Below are 26,602 nucleotides of genomic sequence, written 5' to 3'. Positions count from 1 at the left end.
GTTTCTCCTAAGCGAGGAAGCTCTTGAGTTCGGTGACAAGCTTTTTGATGTGCCCGGACAGCACCGGCGCGCCCATGTCCTTGAAGCGCTGGCGGAACCACGGGTTGACGCTCTGCTGGCCGCCGCTGCTGACCGAGCCGACCGGGATGAACTTGACCCCGGACCGGTGCATGGCCTGCATCGAGTCGAACAGCGGCTGCTGGTGCCACTCGTAGAAGTCGGAGATCCAGACCACGACGGTGTTGCGCGGGTCGGCGACCTTGGGCTGGGCGAGCGCCATGGCGACCGTGCCGTCGGTGCCGCCGCCGAGCCGGGTGCGCAGCAGCACCTCGAACGGGTCGTGCACCCACGGCGTCAGGTCGAGCGCCCGCGTGTCGTAGGCGATCAGGTGGACGTCGACCTTGGGCAGCCCCGCGAAGATCGAGGCGAGGATCGTGCAGTTGACCATCGCGTTGACCATCGAGCCGGACTGGTCGACCACGACGATCAGCCGGGCCGGCGTGGTGCGCTTGGCGGTCTGCTTGTAGAAGAGCCGGTCGACGTAGAGCCGCTCGTCCTCGGGGCTCCAGTTGGTGAGGTTCTTCCAGATGGTGCGCTCGATGTCGAGGTTGCGGAACACGCGCTTCGGCGGCACCGAGCGGTCGATCTCCCCCACGCTGGTCTGCTGGACCTGCGTGCGCAGCACCTCGGCGACCTCGTCGACGAACCGCCGGATGAGCGCCTTGGCGTTGGCCAGCGCGACGCCGGAGAGGTTGTCCTTGTCGCGCAGCAGCTGCTCGATGAGCGACATGCTCGGGGTGAGCTGCTTGGCCAGCGCCGGGTTGGCGAGCACCTCCCGCAGGTGCATCCGCTTGACCAGGTCGCCTTCGAGGCCGGCCAGGACCGAGCCGAGGCCGCCCGCGTTGGGCCGGCCGCGCAGCTCGCCCGGGTCCATGCCGAGGGCCCGCTCGAACCAGCCGGCGTCGGACTGCCAGGTCGCCAGCTGGGTGGCGCTCACGTTGCCGGTGCCGGTGGCGAAGACGTTGACGAGCAGCTTCGACACCAGCGCGGCCCGGCGGACCTCGTCCCCGGAGTCGCCCGCGCCCTCCCCCTCGGGCTTCATCAGGCCGTCGAACTCGTCGGCCAGCTCGGGGTGGCGCTGCACCAGGTTGTCGACCGAGACGCCCGGGTCGAGCAGGGCGGGTGGCAGGCCGATGTCGTTGACGATCGCGACGCTGGCGGACTCCAGCGACAGCTGCTCGTCGGCCTCGAACAGCCGGCCCAGCATCCGCCAGTAGAGCACCTGGCGGCGGTTCTCGTCGGCGGCGTTCACTTGCGCAGCAGCCTTCCCGCGCGCTCGCGCAGCACCTGCACCGCCTCGCCGGCCGCCTTCGCGGCCTTGCTGTCGGTCGGGCCGAGCGCCCAGTCGGTGGTATGGACGGCGGCGGTCTTCTTCTTCACCGTCGTCTCGACCGAGATCGGCTGGACCGTCCACCGCCCGGCGTCCCAGCGCAGCAGGCCGATGACGGCGGACGCGGCGGTCACGGCCTCGGGGGTGAGCGGCCCGCAGGCGGGCAGCCGCGTGGTGTCGACCGGGATCGGGCTCTGGCCCTCGACGAACACCGGCTCGGCGATGCGGGCCGGGTGCCGGTCGAGCGGCGGGACGGCCGGGGCCAGCGCGCCGGTGAGCAGCACCCGGGCGGTCGCGAACGGCTCGGCCGGTGCGCCCGGCTTGGCCCGGTCGTCGTGCCAGACCAGGTCGCCGCTCGCGAGCAGGGGCATGTCGGTGAGGTCGAGGCTGCGGCGCTCGGCGAGCGCGGTCATGAGCATCGGCTGGCCCTGGAACAGCCCCCAGACGGCCGGGCCGACGATCGTGTCGACCTTCGCGGCAGCGACGCTCGCGCGCACCAGCCGCGGCTCGGCGCCGCCGGCCTCCAGCACGCCGTGGACCTGGACCTGCACGGCCGTGCCGTGCTCGTGGACGTCGGCGCCGAGCACCAGCAGGCGGCCCGTCACCGGCTCGGCGCCGGCGGCCCGCTGGGCGCGCCCGCCGTCCTGGGCCAGCAGCAGCGCGCGGCTCCACAGGTCGGCCCAGCGGCGCACCGGCACCCGCTCCAGGGTGGCGATGGGGCTGGACGCCCGCAGCTCGGCGGCGAGCCCGTCGAGCAGCACGGCCAGGCGGCGCAGCTCCGGGTCGGCGAGCGTCGCCTCGATCACCTGGCCGGCGGCCGAGACGAGGTCGTGGTCGACGCCGCGCCAGCCGGTGATCGCCAGCTCGCGCAGCCAGGAGCGGCTGCCGGCGAGCAGGTTGACCGCCGCGGCGGCGGGGCCGGGCTCGCCCGACCAGGCCGCACGGGTGCGGCTCAGGGCAGCGTCGGCCCGGGCGAGCAGCGCGTCGTGGGCTGCGCCCAGGATCGCGACGCGGGCGGCGGCCAGGGCGAACAGGTGCTCGTCGGCGATCGAGCCGGCCGCGATCTTCTCCACGGCCTCGGCGACCCGGTCGGCCAGCGGGCTGCCGGCGAAGGCGCCGGCCAGGGCGGTCAGGGCGGCGGCGCGGTCCTCGTCGACACGGGCGAACCCGGCGACGAGTCCCTCGTCCACCGCGGCGAGCAGGTCGAGCGCCTCGGGAAGGCCCTCGTCCTCGGTGTTGTCGAGCAGGGCGAGCATCAGCGAGCTCCTGTCCCCGGGAACCAGTGCAGCTCCGGGATGGGGTCGGTGGTGACGGGCAGCTCCAGATAGGCCAGGTGGCGCAGGAAGCTGCTGAAGACGGTGGCGGCGGGGGACGGCTCGTGGTGGGAGTGCAGGCCCTGGAGCAGGCTCTTGCCCTCCTCGACCTCGATGCGCAGGTAGCGGGCGACGCGATCGGCCCCGTACTGCAGCACGGCCTCGTCGAGCAGCGCCTGGAGGTGCTTGCACGGATAGGAGCCGCGTAACCCACCGCACGGCCGGTTGTTGTTGGTGCTGCAGCTCAGCCCGTGCGAGCCGGCACCGATCGAGGAGACATAGACCCGCTCGATGTCCGAGCCGCTCGACACGACGCCCTGAAGGCGGCCGTCGGCGAGCTCGACGAACGGGACCTTGGCCAGCTTCCGGGGTCGCACCGGCGCGATCACCGGCGCCGCCGACCGCTGCGCGAAATCCAAGTCCAGATCCACGCGGGTAGTTGTACAGCACCGGTACGACAAACCAGATCAGCCCAGGTTGACGGCCGTCCGGAGGCAGTCGGGGACGTCGAGCGAATGGTATGGCCATTCACTAGGCTCGATGTTGTGGACGAAGTTGGCGTAGACCGCGGCCCCCAGCAGCGGGGCGACCGGCCGCAGCAGCGAGGCCGCCCGGATCGGGTCGCTGCCGGGCGCCACCCGCCGCCACAGCCCGGCCCAGTGCTCGATCAACGCCGAGGCATCGGCGTCGGGCAGGCCCTCGACCAGGCGGAGGATGTCGAATGCGGGGTGGCCGAGGAACGCGTCGCCCCAGTCCAGCACCGCCGGCGGTACACCCGGAGCCGCCCGCACATTGCCCGGATGGAAGTCGCCGTGCACGAGCGTGTCCGGCACGCCGCAGTCGGCCACCGCCGCCAACCGCGAAGGGAGCCCGCTCAGCAGGTCGCCGAGGCCGAAGATCTCGGCGAGCCACGGCTCCGCCGCGACCATGATCTGGCGGTACAGGAGCACCCCCCGCCGGTCGCGAACACCGAGCGGCGGCTCGTCGAGGGCCCAGCGCTGCACCCCGTGCAGCAGATCGGCCATCGCAAAGCGCTCGGCCGCCGGGGCGCCGAACCGGTCCTCGCCGGGAAGGTCGCCGAGCAGCTGGCGCCCCGTGCCGTCGGCGGCGAGCAGGCGGGGTGCGGCCCCCGGGGCGACCACCCCGAGCCAGGCCAGCACCTCACTCTCGGCCTTGAGGAAGGGCGGAAGATGCTTCAGCCAGTACCGCCGGGAAACCCCGTCGAGCTGCCACAACGCGGAGAGGTTCCAGGTCTTGCGCTGAACGGTGCGCACCGGCGCGCCGAGGCCCAGGTCGCGCAGCTCGGCGGCGGCCCACCGCAGGCTCGCCTCCGGCCCGCCGACCTCCGCGTACGGCGCACGCCGCGGATGCGGGTGCAGGTCCACGTCGGCCGGGGCCAGCCCGGACACCGGGCCGCGCACCGAAGCCAGGTAGGTGACCGCACCGCCGGGCTGCTGCGGCCGGTCGGCGTGCAGCAGCCGCAGCACGGTGACGTCGGCACCGAACCGCTCACGGGCGCCGTCGACGACGTCGGCCACCTCGGCCCACCACGGAAGATCGACGTCGAAGGCGGGTAACGAGCCGAGCACCGATCCCGAACCGTCGACGAGCACCAGCGTCACCGTCCGCACATCCGCACACGATAGTGCGTCAGCCGATCGTCTCCACGACATTACCGTCGCTGTCGCGCAGGCCGGACCGGGTGATCTCGACGACCAGCGACTCGGCGGCCGGCACCGCCCGCACCCCGGCCTCGGGGATCAGCACCGCGGCCAGCCCGTCGAGCGCCTCCACGGTGAGCACGACCTCCAGCGTGCTCGACTCCTCCTCGGCGCCGACGAAGTAGCTGCCGGACGTGAACACCGCCGTGGAGTCGGGGCCGTTGACGGTCAGCGCCCGGCCGAACGGCAGGCGGCCGAGCAGGGTCTGGGCCACCCGCTCGGCGATGTGCGCGCCGACGACCAGCCGGATCAGGTCGCCGTCGGGGCGCCAGGAGAACTCGGCGACGGCCAGGGTGCCGGTGGCCGAGCCGTCGCGGCGGCGGCCCTCCTCGACCGCCTCGGCGATGACCGGGTCGTCGATGGCCGAGCCGCGGTCGAGGTCGGTGACCAGCAGCGGCAGCCGCTCGGCGAGCAGGTCGAGCAGGTCCCGGACGCTCCAGGCCTGGGTCGCCGCGTACTCGTCGGGGGTCAGGCCGACGATCTGCAGGAACTGCACGATGCCGTGCGGGGTCTCGATCGTGCCGAGCTCCGGATCCTCGGTGAACGCGATCGCCCGGATGAGCGTCTCCTGGTCGAGCGCGATGGGCCCGTTGAGGTCCATGTGGTGGTTGACCTCGAACCAGTTGCCGGTCTCGAAGACGTACCGCGCGAGGTTCTGCAGGAAGTTGGCGGCCCAGATCGGCGGGTCCTGGTCCGCGGGGTCGTCAAGATCGCGGCGCAGCCGGAACGTGAACTCGAAGCCCCACCCGGACTCCTCGGCGTTCTCCGACTCCTTCTCGTAGAGCTCGGTCATGCCGTAGCTGACGATGTGCCAGTGCGGCACCGGATCCAGCCGGGGGTAGTAGCTGATGCCGTCGAGCGGGTCGGGCCCGCCGAGCCGCCACTTGATCAGGGTGGCGAAGTGCTTCGGCTCGACACCGGGATAGAGCCGCTCCAGAGCGGCGTCGATGGCGTCCCAGCCGGGTGCGTCGGAGGTCACCCGGTGATTTAACCGCTCCCGGGGATCGGCCGCCACGTCGCGTACTTCGCGGCGCGGCCGTCGCCGGAGGACCGCCCGCCGACCCGCCGGCGGACCCAGGGCAGCACGTGCTCGCGGTAGTAGCGGGCCTCGGTGAACAGCCCCTGGGCCGCCACCGGCCCGGGGTCGACGCGGTGCGCCTCGCGCGGGTGGCCGAGCGCGTTGAGCACCAGCCCGGCGACCCGCTGGTGGCCGGGGGCGTTGAGGTGGAGGCGGTCGGGCGACCAGTACGGCGCGCGGCGGACCTCCTCGTCGCCGAAGCAGTTGACGAACAGCAGGCCGTGCCGCGCGGTCAGCTCGGCGACGGCCGCGGTGAGCGCCTCGGCCCGCCGGTGCATCACCCGCCCGAACGGCAGCCGGGCCGACGGGTCGGCGCCGCTGAGCACGACGAGCCGCACCCCTGCCTCGGCGCAGCGCACGATCGCCCGCTCGGTGAGCGCGATCAGCCGGGCCAGGTCGGTGCCGGGGCGCATCATGTCGTTGCCGCCGCCGTTGAGCGTGATCATCGTCGGCGCCGGCGACATCGCCAGGGCCACCTCGAGCTGCTCGGTCACGATCGGCTCGAGCAGGCGGCCGCGGATCGCCAGGTTGGCATACTGCACGGTCTCGCCGGTCACCTCGGCGAGCCCCGCCGCCACCAGGTCGGCCCAGCCGCGGGCCGTCCCGTCCGGCAGCTCGTCGCCGACTCCCTCGGTGAAGCTGTCCCCGATTGCCACGTATCGCATATCGGTTCCCCACTGTAGACCCCCGGATTCCGGGATGGTCTGCGACGGTCGTCTCACCCTCGGCCGCCGGCGGGCCGGTCAGCGCGCGATCAGGAAGATCTCGATGTTCGTGACGTCCCGGGTGGTGATGAAGTCGCGGAACACGGTGTTCCCGCCGAACAGGTCCGGATAGACCGCGGGAAGCTTCGCGTTGACCTGGTGCGCCTCCGCGTTGCCGGTGGCGAGGCCGCCCTTGCCGAACGTGAGGACCATGCCGGCGCGGCGGCCCTGCAGCAGCTGGGCCTTGCCGCTCGCGACGATCGCCTGCCGGATGGTCTCGACGGACGCGGTGTTCGGCAGCTCGATCGCGATGGGCTCGCTCTCCAGGCCGCCGGGCGGTCCCGAGGGTGACGGGGCGGCGCTCGGCGACGCGGAAGGCGACGCCGGCAGCGACGCGGATGCCGACGCGGAGGGCGACGCCGCGGCCGCCAGCGGGTCCGGCGCGGTGATGTGCGAGCCCATGACGATCAGCACGAAGGCGGCGAGCAGGTCGGCGAACAGCCAGCCGGCGAGCACCCGGGGGTTGAGCAGGACCGAACGCGGGCCGCTCACTGCTTGCGGCTCCGGCCGTCCCACAGGCCGACGGCGGCGCGGTCCTCCCGGTACGCCGGATGGGTCATGCCGAGCTGGGCCAGGAACGCGGCGAACCCCGGCGGCTCCTCCTGCGACCACAGCGGCACGATGCGGTCGCGGACCTGCTCGCGGCGCAGGAACTCGGCGGTGCTCGCCGTGCACGCGACGATGACCTCGCCCGCCTGCGACTCGAACGCCTGCCAGGACACGGCGGTGGGGGTCTGCGGCAGCAGCGACCGGCCGGACGGGGCGGGCGCCGGCCGGAACAGCTCCTCGAAGCCCTTCTCCGGACTCAGCCGCAGCACCGGGGCGGCACCGACGCCGAACGCCAGGTGCTGGCGGGCCGGCATGTCGCCGAGGCGGGACAGCACGCACGTCACCTCGGTGGCCAGCGCGCTCTCCGGCTGGTTGCGGTGCCGGGCGGCCAGCGTGAGCGCGTCGGCGAGCGCCGCGGCCACCTCGCGCAGCAGCGCGCCGATCTCCTCGCCGGCCCCGTTGCGCCAGGCCGCGTCGAGCTCGCGGGCCCGGTCGGCCACCTTGATCTGGGCGCTGCGGCAGACCTGTGCCGCGCCGACCTGCGAGCGCTCGGCCCCGGCCAGTCCGGTGGCGATCGTCGACAGCAGGACCGGCGGGTTGAACTGGTTGAGCAGTGCGATGGAGATCGCCTGGCGGCGCAGCCGCGCCTCGCGACGGGCCAGGTCGCCGCGGACCGCCGCGCCGCGCACCACGAGGCCGCCGAGGCGGGCGCCGTCGAGGATGCTGTCGTGCACGGCGTCGGGGACGTCCGGGAGGGCCTGCGGTTCGGCGAGGTACTCCATCGGGCCGATCGCCAGGTCCGGCTCCACGGGATCGGCGTAGACGACCCGCTCCTGGACGACGATCCGCTCCTCGATCACCGGCCGGTCGATGTAGACCGGGTCCGGCGCGGGCGAAGGCGGCAGCGAAGGGGATGCCGGCGGTGGGAGCGGCGCCGGGCGGCGCCGCAGGTACAGCACCCAGCCGAGCAGGCCGAGGCTGACCATCGACAGCAGGATCTCGGCCACGACGTGTCCGCTCATGACCACTCCGTCCAATCGTTGATGGGTGCCGCGCCCGGGGTGTTCACCGTGGGCGGCGACGCCGGGGCCGGGGCCGGCGGCTGCGCGAGCCGCGCGGCGACGCCGTCGAAGACCGTCGCGAGCCGGTCGACCGCCGCGCCGATCAGCGCCGCCTCCTCGCGCAGGTCGGCCGCCTGCGCCTCGCCGCGGGCCTCGATGCTCCGCAGCGTCCGCTCGGTCTGCTCGGCCGCCCGCCGGGCCGCGTCCGCCGTCGCCTCGGCCGCCCGCGCGGTGGTCCCGACCTCACCGAGAACGGTGCGAATCAGCTCGCCGAGCTCGCGCACCGCGCTCGCGTGCCGCGCGGCCTCGACACCGGCCTCGTCGATCCGCCCGGTGCTGGCGACCAGCGAGCGGCCGGTGCCGTCGATGGCGTCGGCCGAGGCGGCGAGGCGCTCCGTGTGCGCGCCGATGGCCAACTCCGAGTCGCGGGTGACGCCGGCGTGCCGCTCGACCGAGGCGTTCATCAGCGACGCCGAGTCGCGCAGCGCGGTCGTGGCCTCCGTGAGCGCCGCCGCGAGTGCGGTGTACACGCCGGTGGCCGACTCGACCGTCGTGGCGTTGCGCTCGGCGCTCGCCCGGATCACCTCGACCGCGGCGTCGAGCTCGCGGCCGGCCTCCGCCATCCGGGCGGCCAGCGTGACGGCGGCCGTGGCGACCGCGTCGCCGTAGAACTCGCCGATGTGGACGGACGCGTCGCGGGACGAGTCGGCCATCTGCGCCGCGAACCGCTCGCCAGCGGCGCGCAGGCCGTCGGTGGTGGTGCCGATGCGGACGGCGACGTCGCCGAGCACGCCGTCGATGCGGCCGGCGACCTCGCGCAGGGTCGCCTCCCCGGCCGTCTGCAACCGGCCGACGTTGGTGGTGGCCTGCTCGCTCGCCGCGTCGAGCCGGCCCACGGTGGCGGCGGTCGCCTGTTCGAGCCGGTCGGCGGCCGCGGTGGCGCGATGGGTGAGATCGTCGCTGAGCCGGGCGGTCGCCGCGTCGAGCGTCTCCGTGGCCTGCCGCACCCCGGCGCCGGTCTGGTCCAGTGTGGACACGGCACCGCGCAGCTCCACGATGGACGTCGAGAGCTCCTCGGCGGCCCGGGCGTTGCGGTCGGCGAGGCTCGCGGTGCTGTCCTGGGCCGCGCCCGTGCGGGTGAGCAGCTCGCCGAGCAGCAGCGCGGCCTGGGACAGCTCGGCGGCGAAGCGGACCGGTGACGCCAGCCGCCGCTGGTTGAGCACCAGCTGGGCGCGGACGAGCGCGTTGAGCAGCTGGGCGCTCACCTCGGCGGCGCGGGCCTGGCGGCGGGCGTCGTCACGGCGGCGCAGCACCAGCCCCACGACGGTCACGATGATGAGCAGCCCGATGAGCACCAGGGCGCCGAACGCGATGTGACCGAAGTCGAAGACGGTCGGCAGCTTGCCGCCGAAGCCCTCCTGCCACAGCTGCAGGAAGCTGCGCCCCTCGGCGGCGGCACGGGTCGCCGGGTCGGCGAGCATCCGACCGTAGGCAAGCGTGGCGATGGCGAGCCCGAACCAGGTGATGAGCACCGGGAGGAACACGAGCACGGCCGGCGCCTCGTCGAGGGCGATTCGCCACGACTGGCGCGGCAGCTGGGCGGGCGCCACGGATTCGGGCCGGCCGAACGTGGCGACCACGTCGAGGTCGGCCCACCCCTCGTCGGGGGCGTCCGGGTCGAGCGCCGCGGCGAGGGCGACGAGCTGCGCGCGGCAGGGGCCCAGCTCCGGCGTGTCCTCGGCGAGGCTCAGCAGCTCGCCGGCGACGTGCGGCACCCGGCCGACGCGGTCGACAACGGTCTCGTCAGTACGGGCAGCGGCAATGGGCGAGGCGGTAGTCATCGTCCACCGTTCGGCGTCGACTGGCTCGGCCACCCGAGTGTCGGGCCGGGCCGACGCGGAAACCACCCCCGCTTCGGTCGAGAGTGATCCACCGATGAGCGCCCGCCGGTCGAGAGTTCAGGCCATTGTGCGAACGCAGCGGGCTCCGTCACCATCGGGGCGCCACGCCTTTGCCACCGGCACCGCATCGGCCGGCTCAGCTCGAGGAGTGCAGTTGACCATTTCCGTGGCCCAGGCACGCGAGTTCGGCGACGCGGTGATCGCGGCGCTGGGTGCCGAACAACTCCCCGACTCCGGCCCTGTCTCGAAGCTCTGCCAGGACGTCGAGCAGCACGCCCACGATCTGCTGCGCCAGGTGCGCGACCCCATCGCGATCGGCGTCGTCGGCGAGTTCAGCGTCGGCAAGTCCATGCTGATCGGCACCCTGCTGGGCCGGCCCGACCTGCTGCCGGTCGAGCAGCGGGCGAGCACCGGCAATGTCACCGCGCTGTACCTGTTTCCCGGCAAGCCGGGCGAGCCCACGCAACTGCAGGGCAACGCCACCATCGACTACCTTTCTGAGTCGGAGCTGACCCGCTGCGTCGAGTACATGCTCGGCGAGCTGGCGGCCGCGGTACGAGCGATCAAGCGCGACGACATCCTGCCCGCCCTCGACGGGTACGACCCGATCGCGGAGGGCTGGAACCGCCTGGACGCCTGGTGCCGCACGCACATCTGGCCGGACCACGGCGAGCCCGTCGACAACCTGGAAGTTCGCAAGATCGTCATCGAGCTGCTCGCCGTGCGCGACGGGCATCTCTGCGGCCGCGAGCTGCTCAAGTCGTCGATCAGCGTGGACAAGACGATCGTCCGCGACGCCCTCGACCTCGGCGACGGCACCAGCGTCAGCAAGACCTTCCCGCCGCGCCCCGGCGGCGGCGCCCTGTCGGCCGGCGACGTCGAGACCGACGGCGCGGCGCTGCGCCGGACGTTCCCGCTCATCCGCCGGGTGCGCTACCGGGTGCTCGTCGACCCGCTGTGCTGGCCGCTGGAAGGGCTCACCGGGGACAACGAGGTGCTGCTACTGGACTTCCCCGGCCTGACCGCGCGCCGGTCGGCCAAGCGCGACGAGTTCCTCTCGCGCAGCGTGCTGCGCGACACCCACACCATCCTCACCGTCTACGACGCGGCGAAGGCCGGGACGAACGTGCCCGACACGTTCTACACGATGCTGGAGCAGCACGGCCGGGACCGGGCCGAGCTGCGCGAGTCGATCCTGGCCGTCGGCAACGCGCTGGACAAGGTCGGCCAGCCGGTGCTGCCGTCGGCCGGCCCGGTCACGATGGAGGAGCTGCGCTCCGCGTCCCAGCAGTTCAAGGAGTTCTACAACGGCGCCGTCGACCTGGTCCGGCAGCAGGACGACCGCATCGTGCTGACGTCCTCCGTGGTCGCGATCGAGCTGGGCAGGATCCCGACGAGCTTCCCCGACGAGGAGTCGGCCAAGCTGGCGACCGCCCGCCAGGCGGTGCCCGAGGTCGTCGCCCGTTGGCGGGACATCGGCACCCGGGTCGCCGAGGCGGAGCCGGACAGCCCCTGGGTCGCCACGATGGCCGGGTTCGTCGCCGACGGCGGCTTCAACCACCTGCGCCGCCTCATCGAGCGGCACGCGACCGCGCACGGCCTGGACAACAAGCTCAAGGGGCTGCAGCGGCAGGCGGACCGGCTCAAGGACGCGCTGACCCGGCTGTGCCGGACGCTGCCGGACGTGGGACTGCCGAAGGCGGCCGGCGCCGCGGAGCAGGCCCGCTTCAAGCTCACCGCGCTCAGCGACGACCTCCGCGCGCACCACGACCAGCTGACCGCCCGGGTCGCCGAGTTCCGCGACCCGCTGGCCATCAGGACCACCGAGGGCAACGAGCTCCTGACCGAGATCCAGACCGCGACGGACACCGCCGTCGCGTCCTGGGACGTCTGGAAGGCGCTGCTGCTGCGCAGCGATCGCGGCCTGATCCGCAAGGACCAGGCGACCGAGCTCAGCTCGAAGTTCCGGCTGCCCGGCAAGGTCCGCTCCGGCCGGGCGAGCGAGCACAGCACGACGGAGTCGTTCCGCAAGCCGTTCGCCCTCACCTGCAAGGAGCAGATCCAGCAGGGCCAGACGGCGTTCGCCGCCACCGTCGAGCAGTGGATCGCCGATCGCAACGACGAGGCCTCCGAGCTGCGCGAGCGGTTCAACGACCCGGACATCGCCGAGCTGCTCGGCGACGGGCTGGTGCGGATCAGCGACGACCCGGAGGAGGCGGAGAACCGGCACCTGGTGCTCGCCGCGATCACCGACGTGAGCTGGACCAGCGAGCCGTTCCCGGACGAGAACGCGGAGCTCGACGAGGCGACCGCCGAAGGCATCCTGGCCGGCTTCCCGACCGCGCAGGAGCGGGCACTCCCCTGGCACCCCGCCATCAAGGAGCCCGGCGGCGACCGGCAGGCGCAGCTGGTGCGCCACCAGTCCTACGTCTTCCGCCAGCGCCGCGATCTCAACAACGCCGCCAAGGCGGTGGTGGCGGCCAAGCTCGTCGCCGAGATCGAGGAGTTCCACCGGGGTCTGCAGCAGTCGATCGCGGAGGCGGCCCTGGCCCTGCTGCGCACCGACGAGATCCGACGGATGTTCCCGGCCGAGCCGGGCGGCGACACCGAGTCCGGCGACGCCCCGCGTGGCGAGTCGCCGCTTCGCGAGGTGCTGCGCGAGTGGAAGGAACGCGATGATCGATCTGACGACTGAGCGGCCGGGTGCGCACGACGGTGCGCCCGACCCCAACGTCCAGCCGCTCGGCGGGCACAAGTTCCGGCTGTTCGAGCGGGACGGCGCGTACGCCCTGCCCGTCGTCGCCCTGCAGACGGAGCCGGGCGGGCACGGTCGTCAGGTCAGCGACGTGCGCATCGCCGAGGTGACGTACCACGCCGTCGGGGACCGGGGCGACCTGCGTCACGCGCTGCGCTCCGCCTGGGACGCGGCCACCGCGGCATCGGAGTGGGTCCACGGCCGGCAGGAGGTGAGCCGCGACCGGACGCTGCGGGTCGAGGCGCTCGACCCGTACCTCGCGCCGGCGAACGGTCCGGCCTTCCCGGTCGAGGTCACCTGGCGGTACTCCTACACCGACCAGGCCGGCACCCCGATCGCCGAGCGCGTGCTCGTCACGCTGGAGTTCGCGCCCCGCGGCACGCCCGCGCCGCCGATCGTCGGGGCCGACCCGGACAGCCGCGGGCTGCCGGCGCCGCTGCGCCATCGCGGCGCCGGCGAGCGCGACCCGTACACCGGGTTCGCCGCCATCGACTTCGGCACGTCGGCGTCGACGGTCGCCCTGTTCGACGCCCGGACGTTCACCCTGAGCGGATTCGACGAGGGCCAGGCCGAGTCGCTGAGCCGGCAGCTCGCCGACCTGCTGCGCGAGCCGGCCCCGCCCGAACTGCGGGCCGACTGGCTCACGCACCTCGAGACGCTGGTCAAGGAGGTCAACGCGGCGGTGCCGGACGCCGACGCCGACGACGCGGGCAGCCTCGCCGACCTGTTGATCGGCCGGATGCGCACCGGCGACGCCCGGGAGGACTCGACCGACCCGCTCCTCGACGCGGTGAGCCTCGCCTTCGAGGGCCGGCTCTCGGCCGCCGACAAGCCGCTGAAGCTGTGGCTCGCGCCGCGGCTGCTCGCCTGCTACGACAAGGCGTTCCGGGTTCCGCCCATGTGGGACTACCAACTGCGGCAGGTCGAGTTTCGCCGGCCCGGGCGCGAGCCGCGCAAGGAGATCGCCAGCACGGTGCGCATCACCGAGCGCAACCCGCTCGCGATCGAGCTCGGCGGCAAGGGCTCCGACGTCTGGCAGCGGCTCAAGTCCAAGCTGCTCAAGCCGGAGGTACTGAAGGACGTCTTCGACGACCGCCAGCAGGCCGCCTCGACCGACAACCTGATCGTGCACGTGTACCACCAGCTCGTGCGGGAGTCGGAGGGGTACGCCCACCAGGACCGCGACGGCGAGCCGAAGTGGCTCAACGACCTGGTGGTCACCTACCCGACCACCACGCCGCCGCACGAGCGCAGCCACCTCCGGACGCTCCTGGAGCACTGCCTCGACGTGACCAACGTCGTCATGGCCTACGACGAGGGCGTCGCGGCCGGCCTGTTCTTCCTCATGCAGGACTTCGGCGGCAAGCGGCGCGAGTTCGGCGCGGAGACACTGCGCGCGCAGTCCCGCCGGGTCGACACCCGGCCCGGCGAGCCGCCGACCTGGCGGCAGAACATGCTGGTGATCGACATCGGCGCCGGCACGACCGACCTGGCCCTGATCCGGCTGACTCTGGTCGACGTCACGCCGAAGTTCGACGGTGTGGACGAGGTGGTGCAGGGCCGCTTCTACGTCATCCGGCCCGAGGTCATCAACTCGACCGGGCATCCGCAGCTCGGCGGCGACTACCTCACCCTGCGGGTGTTCTACTGGCTCAAGGCGGCGATCGTCGACGCCCTCCTCGCCGGCGACGCCCACGACGGCAACAGCGGCGCCCGGGCCCAGCTGCGGGAGAAGGTGGACGCCTCACTGCCCGAGGACCTGCGCGGCGCCCGGCTCGCGCCGCGGGTGGTCCGCTCGCCGATGGCCCACCCGGTCCCGCCGGACCTCGTCGACGCGCTGCGGGAGGCCGTGCCCACCCACTACGCCGCCGACGGCGATCGCCTGCCGTTCCAGCAGCTGTGGGACCTGGCCGAGACGGCGAAGATCGAGCTCGGCGCCGACCGCGACGGCGACTACGTCATCCCGCGGGAGGCCGTGCAGCGGGTGCTCAACCCGGTCGACGTGAACACGAAGCAGAAGCTCGCCGCGCTCGTCCCGTCCGCCGGCATCCCGCTGTCCCGCAGCGACTTCGTCACCCTGGCCCGGCCGGTGCTCGCCCGCGCCGTCTCGCTGGCGGGCTGGCTGGCCCGCTCCACGCTCGACGACCCGGAGCGGCTCGACCGCGTCATGCTGTCGGGCCAGACGAGCAAGATGCCGCTGATGCGCGAGGTGGTCACGAAGGACCTCCCGGGCGGCGACGCCGACGCGACCCGCCTGCGCTGGAACCCGGCGGCGCTCACCGTCGAGAGCGCGTACGCCAAGCAGGCGGCGGCGATCGGCGCCTGCTGGGGCCACTCGCTGGGCCTGCGGGTCGGCGGCGTGGTCAACGAGCGCAAGGAGCTCACCGAGGGCCGCACCATCGTGAGCATCGACGTCGACAATCTCCGGCACACGCTGCCGTGCAGCTTCAAGCAGCTCAAGCTCGGCCGCACGTGGTCGGACCTCATCTCGGGCGGCATCCGGATGGACGACCTCGACGACGGCGCGCTGATCGGCGTGCGGTCGGCGTGGGGCCCGCTCGTCCCGCTGCTCGACGTCCACCGGCCGATCGACGACACCGAGTCGATCCAGTGGGGCGTCTTCCGGTACGAGACCTACGCCCGCGAGCAGGAGGGCTTCCGGCCCGATCCGGGCATCTGGCTGGCCAAGCCGAGCTCCGGCCGGGAGTCGCGGGTCCGGATGCAGCTGCAGATCGATCAGAACCTCAAGCCGTGGGTCAACATCTGCCAGGGCGACCCGCACTACCTGGTGCCCGCCGCCCACGCGCTGGACCTCCGGGCCGACCTGTACGACGACTGGGACGAGGCGGAGGGGCGGCTGCGCTCGCTCTCGTGCGAGATCGTGGTCGACGCCCCGCCCGACGACCCGGAGGCCAAGGACGGCAAGCGGCTCGTGTTCCCGGCCTGGCCGGCGAAGCGGCCGCTGGTCGAGCAGTTCCCGCTGTTCTTCCACGAGCTCGACGAGCAGGACAGCCCGGGCGTGCCGGGGCGGCTCTCGGCGCCGCTTCCGGCCCCGTCGAAGGACGGCGACTACAACCTGTACCTGCGGCACCCGGGCGGCGCCGGCGGCGGGCCGCGCGACGTGCCGATCGGGTCGCTCCACGTCTCCCGGCCGGCCGACCAGACCTCGGGGCCGTACGTCCTCGGACTCGACGTGCGGGGCCGGGCCACCATCCACCGGGGCACGCCGCGGTACTGGAGCACGAAGAAGCTGCGCGACGTCGAGCGCACGGCCGGCGTCGTCTTCAAGGCGGCGATGCAGCGCAGCGAGGCCGAGCTCCGGCCTACCTGGGAACCTTTCAACGGGATGCACTGATGCCTGACATGGACACGTCACCGCGCCTCGACGAGCTGCTGCTGGACGCGCTGCGCGGCCCCGACGACCAGCTGGTGCGCCGCAACGTGCTGCGCTTCCTGGCCGATCTCAACGAGCACCGCGTCGAGTCGCTCCGGCCGGTGGAGGACGCGCTGCTCGCGCTGCTCTCCCGCGGCGGCTCCCAGCCGGCGGTCGCGGAGGTACGGGACGAGCCGCCACCGCCGCCGGAGGTCGTCATCCAGGAGCCGGAACCGGAGCCGGAACCGGTGGTCGTCGAGCGGCCGCCGGCCGAGCGGCTCGCCGACGAGCTGGCGGCGCTGTGGCGCGAGCTGGCCGCCGACGACGTCATCGGCCCGTTCGCCCGGCAGTTCCGGGCGGCCGAGGAGAGCGGCGAACCCGCCTGGGACACGTGGGCGCGGATCCACCTGCTGCGCCTGCGCGTGGCCACGGGCGACGCCGACGAGATCAGGGAGCGGGCCGTCGGGGCGGTTCGTCGGCTGGACCCGGGCTACGCGCCGACGAACGAGTTCGTGCCCGGCCTGCCGGTCCTCGGCCGGGCCGGCGATGACCTCCGCGGCACGGTCGAACTGTCCGCGGCGGCCGTCGCCGGGCTGGAGGACCCGACCCGGCCCGACCGGCGCAAGCTGCACGAGCTGGTCCGGCGGTTCGTCTGGCTGGCCGCGCACGACCCGTCGGTCTGGGTGGGCGGCGCGTCGCTGCTCGCGGGGCAGGACGGGCTGCAGCGGTTCGAGACCAAGCAGGCCCAGATCCTGCAGACCGAGATCGGGCAGCGCCTCAACGACCTGCTGGAGGCCGACGCGGGCTCGGCCGCCGAGATGAGGGCCCTCGCGAACGTCGACGAGCTGCTGCGCGGCGTGGTGCCGCTGCCGCTGCCGGCCAAGGGCAGCTGGTGGCTGGAGCGCCTGGCGGAGACCTACGACATGCTGAGCGGCCACATCCGCAACCGGGACTACGACCTCGCCGTGCGGCCGCCGCACCTGTGGTACAGCAAGCTCGTGGGGCAGCGCAAACTCGACGAGACGAGCCTGGCCGTCCCGGGCGTGCCGCCCGCCGAGGAGGGCAAGGTGCTGTGGACACTGCGCTTCCCGCGCATTGTCGACCCGCCGGAGACCGGCCGCGTGCTGTACGGCACCCGGGCGTGACCGAGGCGCCGCGGCGGTGGGCGGCGCTCGCCGGCGTCCTCGCGGCGCTCCCCGATCCCGTCCGGCACGCCGTCGTACCGGGCCGGCTGCTCGCCGACGTCGAGGCGGTCCTGGCCGGGGCCGTCGTCGCGCAGCGGATCGTCGTCGTCTCCCTGTCGACGCGCGACGCGGCGGCCCTGCCGCTGCTGTGGTACGGCAACTCGCCCTACGACCTCGTCGCTGCCGCGCCGATCCGGGTCGAGCCGCTGCCCGCCGACGCTTCCGTGCCGGTGTACCGGTCCGGCCGCGACGACGACGCCCTGCGCGCGGCGCTGCGGCACCACCCCGCCCCGCCGGATCTCCCCGAGGCGCGGCCGCTGGAGCCGGTGGCCGCGCGGTACCTCGGCTGGAACGAGGCCCGCTCGGCCGTGTCGCGCCGTGCCGCGCTCGTCAGCCACGCGGCGCGCACCGAGCCGGCCGTGCTCGCCGGGCGGCTGCGCGACCCGGCCGTGCTCGGGCTCCCGGCCGAGGGCCCGGCCGGCCCGGTCCTGACCTGCGCGACGCTGCACCCGCGCCAGCAGGCGCCCGACCCGGCGGCGTCCGGCGTCGCCGCGCTGCTGCGGGCCGAGCTGCTCGACGCCGACGCGGTCGTCGTCGCGGTCGACTACGAGCGTCTGGTCGACGGGGACGAGCCGCTGGCCGCGCTCGGCAGCTGGATCGCCGCGGCGCACCGGGTGCTCGGGCCGGACCGCGTGACGGTGGCGGTCGACGGCGTGGAGCGCAGCCGCTCGACACCCAGCAACCTGCGGGCCTGGGTCGTACGGGCCTGCCACCGCCGGCTCGGCCTGCCGGACGGCTGGCCGGACGACGCGGTCGTCGAGCTGCGGTCCCGCGCGGCCGTGGCGCTGCTACGAAAGGACGAGCGCTCGACCGGACCCGCGAGGGTCGAGGCCGAGCTGGAACGCACCGGCGTGCCCCGGCTGATGGCCCGGACGACCGCACCGTGGGCGGCCGATCCGCTGCGCGCGGGCCAGGCCGCCGTGCACCGCCGGCTGAGCCTCGCGGTCCGCGACCTGCATCGCTGGTCCGCCGGCGTCCTCGCGCTGGCCGAGCGGCCGACCGAGCGGCTCGACCCCGAGCTGGTACTCGACCTGGAGTACGCCCGGCGACGCGAGGCCCGGCTGCTCGCCCGCGGGCTGAGCACGCTGGCGAGCCGCGTGCCGACGGTCGAGCCCTGAGTCACGCGGCCTGCGCGCGGCGCTCCGGGGTCCAGTGTCATGACGGCCGGCCGAGTGCGTCGACCGCGGCCAGGCCGTCGGCCAGGGTGTCCAGGGCCTCCTCGGTGCGGCCGGCCGCGGTGAGGTGGTCGGCCAGGGCCAGCACCGCGTCGGCCAGGTCGCGGCGCGGGCCCGTCGGCTTGAGCAGGGCGATCGCCGCGCGCAGGTGGCCCTCGGCCGCCTCCGGGTCGAGGAGGGCCCGCGCGCGGTGGACCGCCGCCGTGTCGGACGCGACGTCCGCCAGCAGCGCGGCCGCGGTTGCCGAGCTGCCCAGGGCGCGGTACGTGACGGCGAGGTCTGCGGCGAGGTCGGGGTCGCCCGGCAGGCCGGCCGACGCAGCGGTGAAGTCGGCCAGCGCGCCGCCCAGGTCGCCCGTCGCGAGCCTGGCTCGGCCGCGCAGGCGGCGCACCTCGGCGATCGGGGCCGCCAGCCAGTCCGCCAGGCGCGCCTGACGGGCCGCGTCCAGGGCCGCCGCGGCACCGCCCGGGTCGCCGGTCGCGGCCAGCGTGCGGGCCACGGTCAGGTGCAGCTCGGCCGTGCGCGCCGGGTCGCCGGCCGGTGCGAGCTCCAGGGCCGTCGCGACGGCGGGCGCGGGATCCTCGCCGAGGTCGTTCTGACAAAGACCAAGCAGCGTTTGTACCGCCAGCAGCGCGCCCGGCGCCGGAAGCTCCGCGCGGACCAGCTCGTCGCGCAGCGCGCCGAGCAGGTAGGCCGCGTAGCCCGGGTCGCCCTGGCGGCGGGCGCACCACGCGCGCCCGGCCACGGCGGCGGCGCGGTGGTGGGGCGGGGCGTCGGCGAGGAGGCGGTGGGCGCGCTCGAAGTGCGCGGCGGCGGCGTCCACCGCGGACTCGATCCGGCCGAGGACGATCGATGCCTCCGCCCGCCGCTCGCCGGGCTCGGTGGACGACGCGGCGATCCCGGAGTACCACTGCTGCGAATGGCTCATCGTGAGCAGCTCGATGTCGAGCTCGAGCGCCTCGCCGGGGCGGCGGCCGGTGGACAGCTCGGCGACGTCGACGGCCAGCCGGGCGGCGAAGTGGGCCAGCGCGTCGCTCGACGGGACGCGGTGGCCGTTCTCGACCGACGAGACGTACGCGGCCGTGTAGTTGGGCTCGGCCAGGTCGCGCTGCGTGAGGCCGCGGCCGGTGCGCAGCGCGAGGATGCGCGCGCCGATGCCGGTCGTCATGCGAGTCTCGTGGCGGCCTGGAGGCCGCGCCGGAAGCTCTCGGCCGCGCCCGCGAGGTCGCCGGTGACGCGCTGCTGCTCGCCGAGCAGGCGGCTGGTGGTGACCAGCTCGGCGGCCAGGCCGGCGGCGGCGTAGCGGTCGGCCGCGCTGCGCAGCAGGCGCTCGGCGTCGGGGGCGCCCCGCGCCGCGGCGATCCGCCCGAGCAGCCGGTCGGCCTCGGCCATGCACTCGACGTGATGCGTCTGCCGGCAGATGTCGGCGGCGGCCCGGGCCAGCCGCTCGGCCTCGTCGAGGGCGCCTTCCAGCCGGCGTACCTCGGCCAGCTCCAGCGTCGCGCCCGCGTGGTCCTGCACCGCGCCGACGTCGCCGAGGACCGTGCGGGCCCGCTCGAAGCAGTCGGCGGCCTCGCCGGCCCGGCCGACGCGGCGCAGGACGTACCCGCGGGCCCACTCACAGATGCCGATCTCGCGGGTCAGGCCGAGGTCGGTGTAGATGGCGAGGGCCTCGCCGAGCAGCCGCTCGGTCTCGGCCAGGTCGTGCTCGCGGCGCAGCTGGGCGACGGTGGCGATGAACTGGGCCACCCACTCGCGGTTCACCACGTGCGGCAGCAGCGGCAGGGCCTCGCGCTCCAGCCGGCGGGCCCGTTCGCGCCAGTCCTGCTCCAGGAACGTGTAGACGAGCGCGCTGGTCAGCCGGACCTGCGCGTCGGGGTCCGGCTCGGCGGCGGCGCGCACGGTGCGCAGCTCGGCCTCCAGCAGCGCCACGGCGGCGCCGGTCGCACCGTCGATCTGCAGGCAGTACGCCTCGCGGGCCTTGACGGCCGCGCGCAGGTCCGGCTGCCCGTCCGGCAGCATCGAGCCTGCTCGATGATAGGCGGCAGCGGCCTCCGCGACCCGACCGCGATGCAGCTCGATCTCTCCGGTCAGGTAGACGGCCCGGCAGCGCAGTTCGGGCAGCGCGTACCGCTCGGCGTCGCGCTCGGCGCTTGCGGCGATCTCCTCGACCGCGCCGGTCTCGCCGCGGGACAGGCGCACCCGGGCCTCGGCGAGCGTGCGGGTGAGCGCCTCGGCGGCGCCGGGCGGGCGGCCGTGCCGCAGATCGTCCGGGTCGACGCCGAGCCCGGACGCGATGTGCGCGAGGGCCTCGTCGGTCGGCGCGCGGACCCCGGCCTCGACCGCGGCCAGGTAGGCGCGGGTGTACCGCGGCTCGGCCAGGTCCTTCTGGGTCAGGCCGCGGTCGAGGCGCAGCCGCCGCACGCGGGCGCCCAGCGTCTCGTCGTCCGTCATCGACTCACCTTGCCATGTTGACAGTCCCCGATGCGCGTCCTACCGTTCACGCAACAGCGATAGTAACTACAGTTATCTCGCTTGTTGCGCGCGCCACCGGCGCCGGGATGCCGGGTTGAGCCTCCCCGTCCCGGTGCCGGTCTCCACCCCCGTCCGAAGGAAGGATCCGCGATGCGCAAGACGTCACTGGTCCTGTGCACGGTCGTGGCCACCGCCCTGGCCACGACCGCCGGCGCACTGGCGTACGCCAACGCCGCCGGCAACGCACCGGCCACCGAGGCGGCCCCACCGGGCATCGCCCCGGCCGTGTTCAGCGCCATGCAGCGCGACCTGCACATCACCCCCGCCCAGGCGCGTACCCGCCTGGCCAACGAAGACCGCGCGGCCCGCACCCAACAGGTGCTGCGCAAGACCCTCGGCGGCACGTACGGCGGCACCTGGCTCTCACCCGATGCCGGTACCGTCACCGTCGCCATCACCGACCACGCACAGGAACGGTTCGTCCGGGCGCTCGGCGCGGTCCCCTTCGTGGTGGCCCGCAGCGAGGCCCAGCTCGACGCCGCCGTGGCGACCCTCGACCGGCACTCGGCCGCGGCGCCGCGCACGGTCAAGGGCTGGTACGCCGACCTGGCCACCAACGCCGTCGTCGTGCTGAGCTCGACCGGCGACGCCGGCGGGTTCCTCGCGGCCAGCGGGGTCGACCGGGCGGCCGTCCGGGTCGAGAAGACGAGCGAGGACCCTCGCCCGTACATCGACGTCGTCGGCGGCAACGCGTACTACATCGGCAGCGGCACCCGCTGCTCGGTGGGCTTCTCGGTCAACGGCGGGTTCGTGACCGCCGGCCACTGCGGCACGACCGGCGCCCGCACGACCCAGCCGGGCGGCACGTTCCGCGGCTCCAGCTTCCCGGGCAACGACTACGCCTGGGTGCAGGTCGACGCCGGCAACACCCCGCGCGGCCTGGTCAACAACTACAGCGGCGGCAGCGTCGCGGTGGCCGGCTCGACCGAGGCCGCGGTCGGCGCGTCGGTGTGCCGCTCCGGCTCCACCACGGGCTGGCGGTGCGGCACGATCCAGCAGAAGAACGCATCGGTGACGTACTCGCAGGGCACGGTCACCGGCCTGGTCCGCTCCAACGCCTGCGCCGAGCCGGGTGACTCCGGCGGCTCCTGGATGTCGGGCAGCCAGGCGCAGGGCGTCACGTCCGGCGGCTCGGGCAACTGCACGAGCGGCGGCACGATGTACTACCAGCCGGTCAACGAGATCCTCCAGGCCTACGGCCTGGCCCTGGTCACCTCCGGCGGCGGCACCCCGACGCCCACGGCGACCTCGACGTCGAGCCCGCCGCAGGGCGGCACCTGGGCGCCGTACACGAGCTACGCGACCGGCGCGACCGTCACCTACGGCGGCATCACGTACCGCTGCCTGCAGGGACACACCTCGCAGGTCGGCTGGGAGCCCCCGAACGTCCCGGCGCTGTGGAGCGCCGTCTGACCTGATTCTGGGAGGGGTAAGGGAGCGGGTCCGGCCGTCAGGGGCGCCGGGCCCGCTCTACCCGTTGTTGACTTCCTCCAGGAAAGCGACCATCTCGCGCCAACTCCGGCGGTCGGCGACCGGGTGGTAGGCCGGCGTGCCCGGCAGGGTGAACCCGTGCTGCGCACCGGAGTAGTTCGTCACCTGCCAGTCGAGCTCCGGGCGGGTGCGCAGCTCGTTCTGGAACTGCTCGATCGCCTCGTCCGGGACGACCGGGTCGGCCGCGCCGGTCGTGATCAGCAGTGACCCGCTGATCGCCGCCACGTCGGCCGGCTCGTGCGTGAGCAGGCGGCCGTGAAACGACACGGTGCCGGCGAGCGGTGCGCCCGTCCGGGCGAACTCGAGCGCCGCCGAGCCGCCGAAGCAGTAGCCGATGACCGAGATCCGGGCCGGGTCCACCGCCGGGTCCTTGGCGACCACGTCGTACGCCGCGCGCACCCGCGCCCGCATGAGGTCGAGGTTGCCGTAGTACTTCCCGGCCTCGGCCGCCGACTCCTGGTGCCCGTCGAAGCGGCGGCCGGCGCCGTACAGGTCGGCCGCGAACGCGAAGTAGCCCAGGCGGGCGAGCATCTGGGCGCGCGCCTTCGGATACTCCCGCAGGCCGGTCCAGTCGTGGATCACCAGCACGGCCGGCTTCGGCTCGACGATCGCGGTGTCGTGGGCGGCGTACCCCTCGAGGGCCTGGCCGTCGTGCTCATACGGCACGACGCGGTCCTCGACGCGGGCCCCGGCCCCGGCCTGCACCGTCTCGACGAGTTGCTGGTGAACGGCGGACAGCACGGTCATGCGCCTCAGGCTACATCCGCTCCGGGGCGGCGATCCCGAGGAGTCCGAGACCCGTACTGAGCGTTCTCGCCGTGCGCTCGCACAGGGTGAGCCGGCTGCCGTTCCCCCGTACGCGGCAATGCTCATAGAAGCCGGTGAAGGTGGCGGCCAGCCCGAAGAGGTATCCGGTCAGGTGATGGAACTCCAGCGTCTGGCTCGTCGTGCGGACGGCGGCCGGGAACCGCAGGAGCTCCAGTGCCAGCTTGCGCTCCGCTGGGTGCTCGATCGTCGGCTCGGTCGCCTCGGCGTTCGCCTCCTGGAGGATCGACCGGATTCTGGCGTGTGCGTATTGCAGATAGACGGAGGTGTTCCCTTTCAGGGCCAGCATCCGGTCGAAGTCGAGCACGTAGTCCCGCGCCCGGTCGTTGGACAGGTCCGCGTACTTCACCGCGCCGATGCCGACCGCCTCGCTGATGGAGGGGTCGGGGTTGTAGACGGCGGCCCGCTCGACCGCCTCGTCCAGCAGGTCGGACAGCTTCACCGTGCCGCCCTCGCGGCTGCGCAGCAGCTTGCCGTCGGTGCCCAGCACCGAGCCGAACCCGATGTGCTCCGCCCGCACCGGGGGCACCAGCCAGCCGGCCTCCCGGGCGGCCGCGAAGACCAGTTGCAGATGCAGGTGCTGGGGCTCGCCGATGACGTACAGGATCCGGGTCGCCTTCAGGTCCTCGATCCGGTGCCGCAGGGCCGCGAGGTCGGTGGCGGCGTAGCCGTAACCCCCGTCGCGCTTGCGGACGATCAGCGGCAGGGGGCCGCCGTCGCGGTTGGTGAACCCCTGCGGGAACACGCAGGCGGCGCCGTCGCTGTCGCTGGTGTCGAGGTCGCCGACGATGCCGTCCAGCTCGGCGTTGTAGCTGCTCTCCCCCGCGAAGTCCGCCTCCTGCAACCGGACGCCGAGCCGCGCGTACATGGCCAGGAAGTGCCGCCGGGACGTCTCCATGACGGCGCGCCACAGCCGCAGCGTGTCCGCGTCACCGGCCTGGAGCAGCACGACCCGCTCCCGGCTCCGCTGCCGGAACCCGGGCTCGGCGTCGAACCGCTGCCGCGCCTGCACGTAGAGCTCGCCGAGCTCCTTGATGCCGGCGCGCTCGTCACCGGCCAGCTGCTCGATGAGCATCCCGAACGGCGTGCCCCAGTCGCCGAGGTGATTCTGCCGGATGACCCGATGCCCGAGAAACTCCAGCAGTCGTAGCACGGCGTCGCCGATGACGGTCGACCGCAGATGGCCGACGTGCATCTCCTTGGCGGCGTTCGGCCCCGAATAGTCCACGACGACGGTCTCCGGCTCGTCCACCGTGGACACCCCGAGCCGGTCGTCCAGCCCCGCCACCATCCGCCCGAGCATGTCGTCGGCGAGCGTGAGGTTGATGAAGCCGGGCCCGGACACCGCGATCTCACCGCACAGGTCGTCGAGGTCGGCGTGCTCGAGCACCTTCGCGGCGAGCGCACGCGGGTCGGTCTTCAGCGACCGGGCCAGCCCGAGCGCGGCACCGGACTGGTAGTCGGCCCGCTGGGATCGCTGCACGGCAGGATCGACGGGCCCACCGGCCACTGCTGCAAACGCACGCGCCAGTCTGGCGTGCAGGAGCTGCTCGATGTCTGCCATACGCCACGGTACTGCCGGCGTCAGGCCCTCTGCACCGCGTTTTCGCAGCGCCGTTCGGCGCCCTTCAGCGCCGGTAGTAGCGGATGGCTCGCGCGGCGAGCAGCTCGGTGGCCCGGGCGGCGCTGAGCGCCCCGACGACGAGCCCGGCGCCGGGCACGACCCGCTTCGCCAGGCGCGCGGCCGCGGCCCGCACGATCCCCTGCCCGACAACCCGCACGAGCGGCGCCCCGAGCCGCGCGGTCCCGACACCCGGACCGGCCTGCTGCGCGGCCCGGATGGCGGCCTCGGCGGTCTCGACGCTGCCGTGGACCCGCTGAATCACGAGCAGCTCGGCGGCCCGCTCGGAGCCGACCGGATCGTGCCCGTACACAGCGGCGAGGTGCAGCACGAGCCGCGCCTGCAGCCACGAGAGCGCCGCCCCTTCGACAACGAGCCCGACCGCCCCGACCGCACCCGCGGCCGCCCCGTGCCGCCGCGCCCGCCGCACGAACTCCATCGTGACGGCCCGCGCAACGGCGTCGCTGGTGGCGGAGGGGTAGGTGGCCTTGTACCAGCCGACCTTCCGCCGAGCCTCCTCACCGAGCCGCCGGACGGCCGCAAGCGCCAGCACTTCGGGAAGGTAGGCCGGATTACCACCCACCCCACCCGCGGGACGAGACCCAGAACCGCCCGCTTCGGCAGCGACCTCCACGACAACGGCCGGTTCGGGGCTGGCCGGTTCGGGAGCGGTTTCCACCACGACCGGCTCCGATGCAACCGGCTCGACTGCGGCTTCCGTGACCGGCTCGGCGGCGGCCGGTTCAGGAGCAGTCTCCGAGGCAGCGTCCGACTCCGAGGCAGACTCCACGACCGCGGCCGACTCCGGGGCGGCCTCCGAGGCGACGGCCTGTGCCGGGGCGGCCTCCGTGACCAGGGCCGGCTCCGGCGCAGTCGGTTCAGAGGCGGGCTCCACGACCGCGGCCGACGCCGGGGCGACCTCCGAGGCGACAGCGTCCGTGACCGGGGCAGACGGTTCAGAGGCGGGCCCCACGACCACAACCGGCTCCGGGGCGATCGGCTGAATGGCGGCCGTTTCGGGGACCTCCACAACCACGGCCGGGGCGGTCGGCTCGGGAGCGTCCACCACCGCTTCCGGCTCCGGGGCAGCCTCCACGACCGCGGCTGGCTCCATCACCGTGGGCGGTTCCGGGGGCTCCTGCCTCGGCGGTGCCTCGATCAACGCTTCCCTGATCGGCGTTTCGGCAGCCGCAGCAGACTTCTTCGCCGGCGCGTTCTTCGCCGCCGCCTTCCTGGTCGCCCTCTTGACCGGCGTGTCGCCGAGGAGATCGAGCTGCTCGGTCTCCGGGGCCGCCTTGGCCGCCGCCTTCTTGACCGCTTTCTTCGCCGCCTTCTTGACCGGCGCCTTCTTGGCAGGAGCCGGCGCGGGCTCCTCCGTCCGGGTGACCTCCACCCGGTCGGCCTCAGCCGTGACGACCTCGTCGACCTTCCTGGGCACCGCCTGCTTCGGTACCGCTTTCGCAACCTCGGGCCGCCCCGCTGCGGGAGGCTCCTTCAGCACCGTCGGATCCCCGAATGCCGCCGGCACGGACCGCGGCCGGGACGGGGGGTCCGGGTCCACCGGCGGCGGGCCGGAACGGAACGGGCTCTGGCCGGCGGGCGGAGCGAACGGTGTGGCGGACGGCGTCCGCGGACGCGGCGGCGCCGGCGGCTGGGCGTCCTCAGGCGCGATGACGTCCTGGGGCGGCGGCTCGAAGCGCAGCGAGGTGTCGCCAAGCACCGGGCCCCGGTGCCGGGCAGCCGCCGGGGTTGTGTCCGCTTTTGGCGGTTTATTGGCTTTTCGCGGCGGCGGGCTGGCGTCCTCTC

19 protein-coding genes are annotated in these 26,602 nt (G+C 74.0%); 5 read left to right on the top strand and 14 right to left on the bottom strand.

What is annotated here, in order from left to right; translation table 11 throughout:
• Positions 1-7 precede the first annotated feature (7 nt).
• The 9 genes from ABZS66_RS14050 to ABZS66_RS14010 form a co-directional block, all read right to left on the bottom strand.
• The gene (locus tag ABZS66_RS14050) at positions 8-1,267 is read right to left on the bottom strand and encodes a VWA domain-containing protein (RefSeq protein WP_354757576.1); all 1,260 of its coding nucleotides are present in this window, start codon (positions 1,265-1,267) and stop codon (positions 8-10) included.
• Positions 1,268-1,308: 41 nt separating this feature from the next.
• Positions 1,309-2,646 (bottom strand): hypothetical protein, encoded by a 1,338-nt coding sequence (locus tag ABZS66_RS14045; protein WP_354757513.1) that lies wholly within the window; start codon positions 2,644-2,646, stop codon positions 1,309-1,311.
• Positions 2,646-3,128 carry a hypothetical protein gene (locus tag ABZS66_RS14040; RefSeq protein WP_354757575.1) on the bottom strand — a complete coding sequence of 161 codons (483 nt, stop codon included), beginning with the start codon at positions 3,126-3,128 and terminating at the stop codon, positions 2,646-2,648. The genes ABZS66_RS14045 and ABZS66_RS14040 overlap by 1 nt, the downstream gene beginning before the upstream one ends.
• Positions 3,129-3,170: 42 nt before the next feature.
• Entirely contained in the window at positions 3,171-4,334 is a 1,164-nt protein-coding gene (locus ABZS66_RS14035; protein ID WP_354757512.1) for an aminoglycoside phosphotransferase family protein, read from the bottom strand.
• A 19-nt stretch (positions 4,335-4,353) separates the two neighbouring features.
• Complete coding sequence (locus ABZS66_RS14030; RefSeq protein WP_354757511.1) at positions 4,354-5,403, bottom strand: suppressor of fused domain protein; 1,050 nt, start codon at positions 5,401-5,403, stop codon at positions 4,354-4,356.
• An 8-nt stretch (positions 5,404-5,411) separates the two neighbouring features.
• Positions 5,412-6,167 (bottom strand): SGNH/GDSL hydrolase family protein, encoded by a 756-nt coding sequence (locus ABZS66_RS14025; RefSeq protein WP_354757510.1) that lies wholly within the window; start codon positions 6,165-6,167, stop codon positions 5,412-5,414.
• A 78-nt stretch (positions 6,168-6,245) separates the two neighbouring features.
• Positions 6,246-6,758 carry a hypothetical protein gene (locus tag ABZS66_RS14020; RefSeq protein WP_354757509.1) on the bottom strand — a complete coding sequence of 171 codons (513 nt, stop codon included), beginning with the start codon at positions 6,756-6,758 and terminating at the stop codon, positions 6,246-6,248.
• Positions 6,755-7,837, bottom strand: coding sequence for a protein phosphatase 2C domain-containing protein (locus ABZS66_RS14015; protein WP_354757508.1), 1,083 nt, complete (start codon positions 7,835-7,837; stop codon positions 6,755-6,757). The genes ABZS66_RS14020 and ABZS66_RS14015 overlap by 4 nt, the downstream gene beginning before the upstream one ends.
• A complete protein-coding gene (locus ABZS66_RS14010) occupies positions 7,834-9,717 on the bottom strand; it encodes a hypothetical protein (RefSeq protein ID WP_354757507.1) in 1,884 nt (627 codons plus the stop codon). Before ABZS66_RS14010 ends, ABZS66_RS14015 begins: the two co-directional genes overlap by 4 nt.
• Positions 9,718-9,931: 214 nt before the next feature.
• On the opposite strand from ABZS66_RS14010, the gene ABZS66_RS14005 reads away from it, so the two are divergent.
• From ABZS66_RS14005 to ABZS66_RS13990, 4 genes are read left to right on the top strand one after another with little or no spacing between them, the layout of a single operon-like run.
• Positions 9,932-12,472, top strand: coding sequence for a hypothetical protein (locus ABZS66_RS14005; RefSeq protein ID WP_354757506.1), 2,541 nt, complete (start codon positions 9,932-9,934; stop codon positions 12,470-12,472).
• Positions 12,453-15,887, top strand: coding sequence for a hypothetical protein (locus tag ABZS66_RS14000; protein WP_354757505.1), 3,435 nt, complete (start codon positions 12,453-12,455; stop codon positions 15,885-15,887). Before ABZS66_RS14005 ends, ABZS66_RS14000 begins: the two co-directional genes overlap by 20 nt.
• Positions 15,887-17,050: a hypothetical protein gene (locus tag ABZS66_RS13995; RefSeq protein ID WP_354757504.1), complete on the top strand. Its 1,164-nt coding sequence runs from the start codon at positions 15,887-15,889 to the stop codon at positions 17,048-17,050. Before ABZS66_RS14000 ends, ABZS66_RS13995 begins: the two co-directional genes overlap by 1 nt.
• The gene (locus ABZS66_RS13990; protein ID WP_354757503.1) at positions 17,047-18,267 is read left to right on the top strand and encodes a hypothetical protein; all 1,221 of its coding nucleotides are present in this window, start codon (positions 17,047-17,049) and stop codon (positions 18,265-18,267) included. Before ABZS66_RS13995 ends, ABZS66_RS13990 begins: the two co-directional genes overlap by 4 nt.
• A gap of 37 nt (positions 18,268-18,304) precedes the next feature.
• On the opposite strand, the gene ABZS66_RS13985 is transcribed toward ABZS66_RS13990, so the two are convergent.
• A complete protein-coding gene (locus tag ABZS66_RS13985; RefSeq protein ID WP_354757502.1) occupies positions 18,305-19,492 on the bottom strand; it encodes a helix-turn-helix transcriptional regulator in 1,188 nt (395 codons plus the stop codon).
• Complete coding sequence (locus ABZS66_RS13980; protein ID WP_354757501.1) at positions 19,489-20,778, bottom strand: helix-turn-helix transcriptional regulator; 1,290 nt, start codon at positions 20,776-20,778, stop codon at positions 19,489-19,491. The genes ABZS66_RS13985 and ABZS66_RS13980 overlap by 4 nt, the downstream gene beginning before the upstream one ends.
• Before the next feature lie 171 nt (positions 20,779-20,949).
• Here ABZS66_RS13980 and ABZS66_RS13975 point away from each other — a divergent pair, with 171 nt between their 5' ends.
• Positions 20,950-22,272, top strand: a complete 1,323-nt coding sequence (locus tag ABZS66_RS13975; RefSeq protein WP_354757500.1) for a carbohydrate-binding protein — start codon at positions 20,950-20,952, stop codon at positions 22,270-22,272.
• Between the two features lie 57 nt (positions 22,273-22,329).
• Here ABZS66_RS13975 and ABZS66_RS13970 read toward each other — a convergent pair whose 3' ends face one another.
• The 3 genes from ABZS66_RS13970 to ABZS66_RS13960 form a co-directional block, all read right to left on the bottom strand.
• Positions 22,330-23,097: a dienelactone hydrolase family protein gene (locus tag ABZS66_RS13970; protein WP_354757499.1), complete on the bottom strand. Its 768-nt coding sequence runs from the start codon at positions 23,095-23,097 to the stop codon at positions 22,330-22,332.
• A gap of 10 nt (positions 23,098-23,107) precedes the next feature.
• Positions 23,108-24,739 carry an arginine--tRNA ligase gene (gene argS / locus ABZS66_RS13965; RefSeq protein ID WP_354757498.1) on the bottom strand — a complete coding sequence of 544 codons (1,632 nt, stop codon included), beginning with the start codon at positions 24,737-24,739 and terminating at the stop codon, positions 23,108-23,110.
• Positions 24,740-24,803: 64 nt separating this feature from the next.
• Positions 24,804-26,234 carry an EcsC family protein gene (locus ABZS66_RS13960; RefSeq protein ID WP_354757497.1) on the bottom strand — a complete coding sequence of 477 codons (1,431 nt, stop codon included), beginning with the start codon at positions 26,232-26,234 and terminating at the stop codon, positions 24,804-24,806.
• Positions 26,235-26,602: the final 368 nt, after the last annotated feature.

This window comes from Dactylosporangium sp. NPDC005572 (assembly GCF_040605515.1).
GTDB lineage: Bacteria > Actinomycetota > Actinomycetes > Mycobacteriales > Micromonosporaceae > Dactylosporangium.
Note: the sequence above shows the minus strand (reverse complement) of the source record. Positions and strands in the feature narration are given on the sequence as shown.

Bases quoted from the DNA above. Each gene is read 5' to 3' on its own strand.
- ABZS66_RS14050 (WP_354757576.1), bottom strand. From the start codon at position 1,267: ATGCTGGGCCGGCTGTTCGAGGCCGACGAGCAGCTGTCGCTGGAGTCC.
- ABZS66_RS14045 (WP_354757513.1), bottom strand. From the start codon at position 2,646: ATGCTCGCCCTGCTCGACAACACCGAGGACGAGGGCCTTCCCGAGGCG.
- ABZS66_RS14025 (WP_354757510.1), bottom strand. From the start codon at position 6,167: ATGCGATACGTGGCAATCGGGGACAGCTTCACCGAGGGAGTCGGCGAC.
- ABZS66_RS14015 (WP_354757508.1), bottom strand. From the start codon at position 7,837: ATGAGCGGACACGTCGTGGCCGAGATCCTGCTGTCGATGGTCAGCCTC.
- ABZS66_RS14010 (WP_354757507.1), bottom strand. From the start codon at position 9,717: ATGACTACCGCCTCGCCCATTGCCGCTGCCCGTACTGACGAGACCGTT.
- ABZS66_RS14000 (WP_354757505.1), top strand. From the start codon at position 12,453: ATGATCGATCTGACGACTGAGCGGCCGGGTGCGCACGACGGTGCGCCC.
- ABZS66_RS13995 (WP_354757504.1), top strand. From the start codon at position 15,887: ATGCCTGACATGGACACGTCACCGCGCCTCGACGAGCTGCTGCTGGAC.
- ABZS66_RS13985 (WP_354757502.1), bottom strand. From the start codon at position 19,492: ATGACGACCGGCATCGGCGCGCGCATCCTCGCGCTGCGCACCGGCCGC.
- ABZS66_RS13980 (WP_354757501.1), bottom strand. From the start codon at position 20,778: ATGACGGACGACGAGACGCTGGGCGCCCGCGTGCGGCGGCTGCGCCTC.
- ABZS66_RS13975 (WP_354757500.1), top strand. From the start codon at position 20,950: ATGCGCAAGACGTCACTGGTCCTGTGCACGGTCGTGGCCACCGCCCTG.
- ABZS66_RS13970 (WP_354757499.1), bottom strand. From the start codon at position 23,097: ATGACCGTGCTGTCCGCCGTTCACCAGCAACTCGTCGAGACGGTGCAG.
- argS (WP_354757498.1), bottom strand. From the start codon at position 24,739: ATGGCAGACATCGAGCAGCTCCTGCACGCCAGACTGGCGCGTGCGTTT.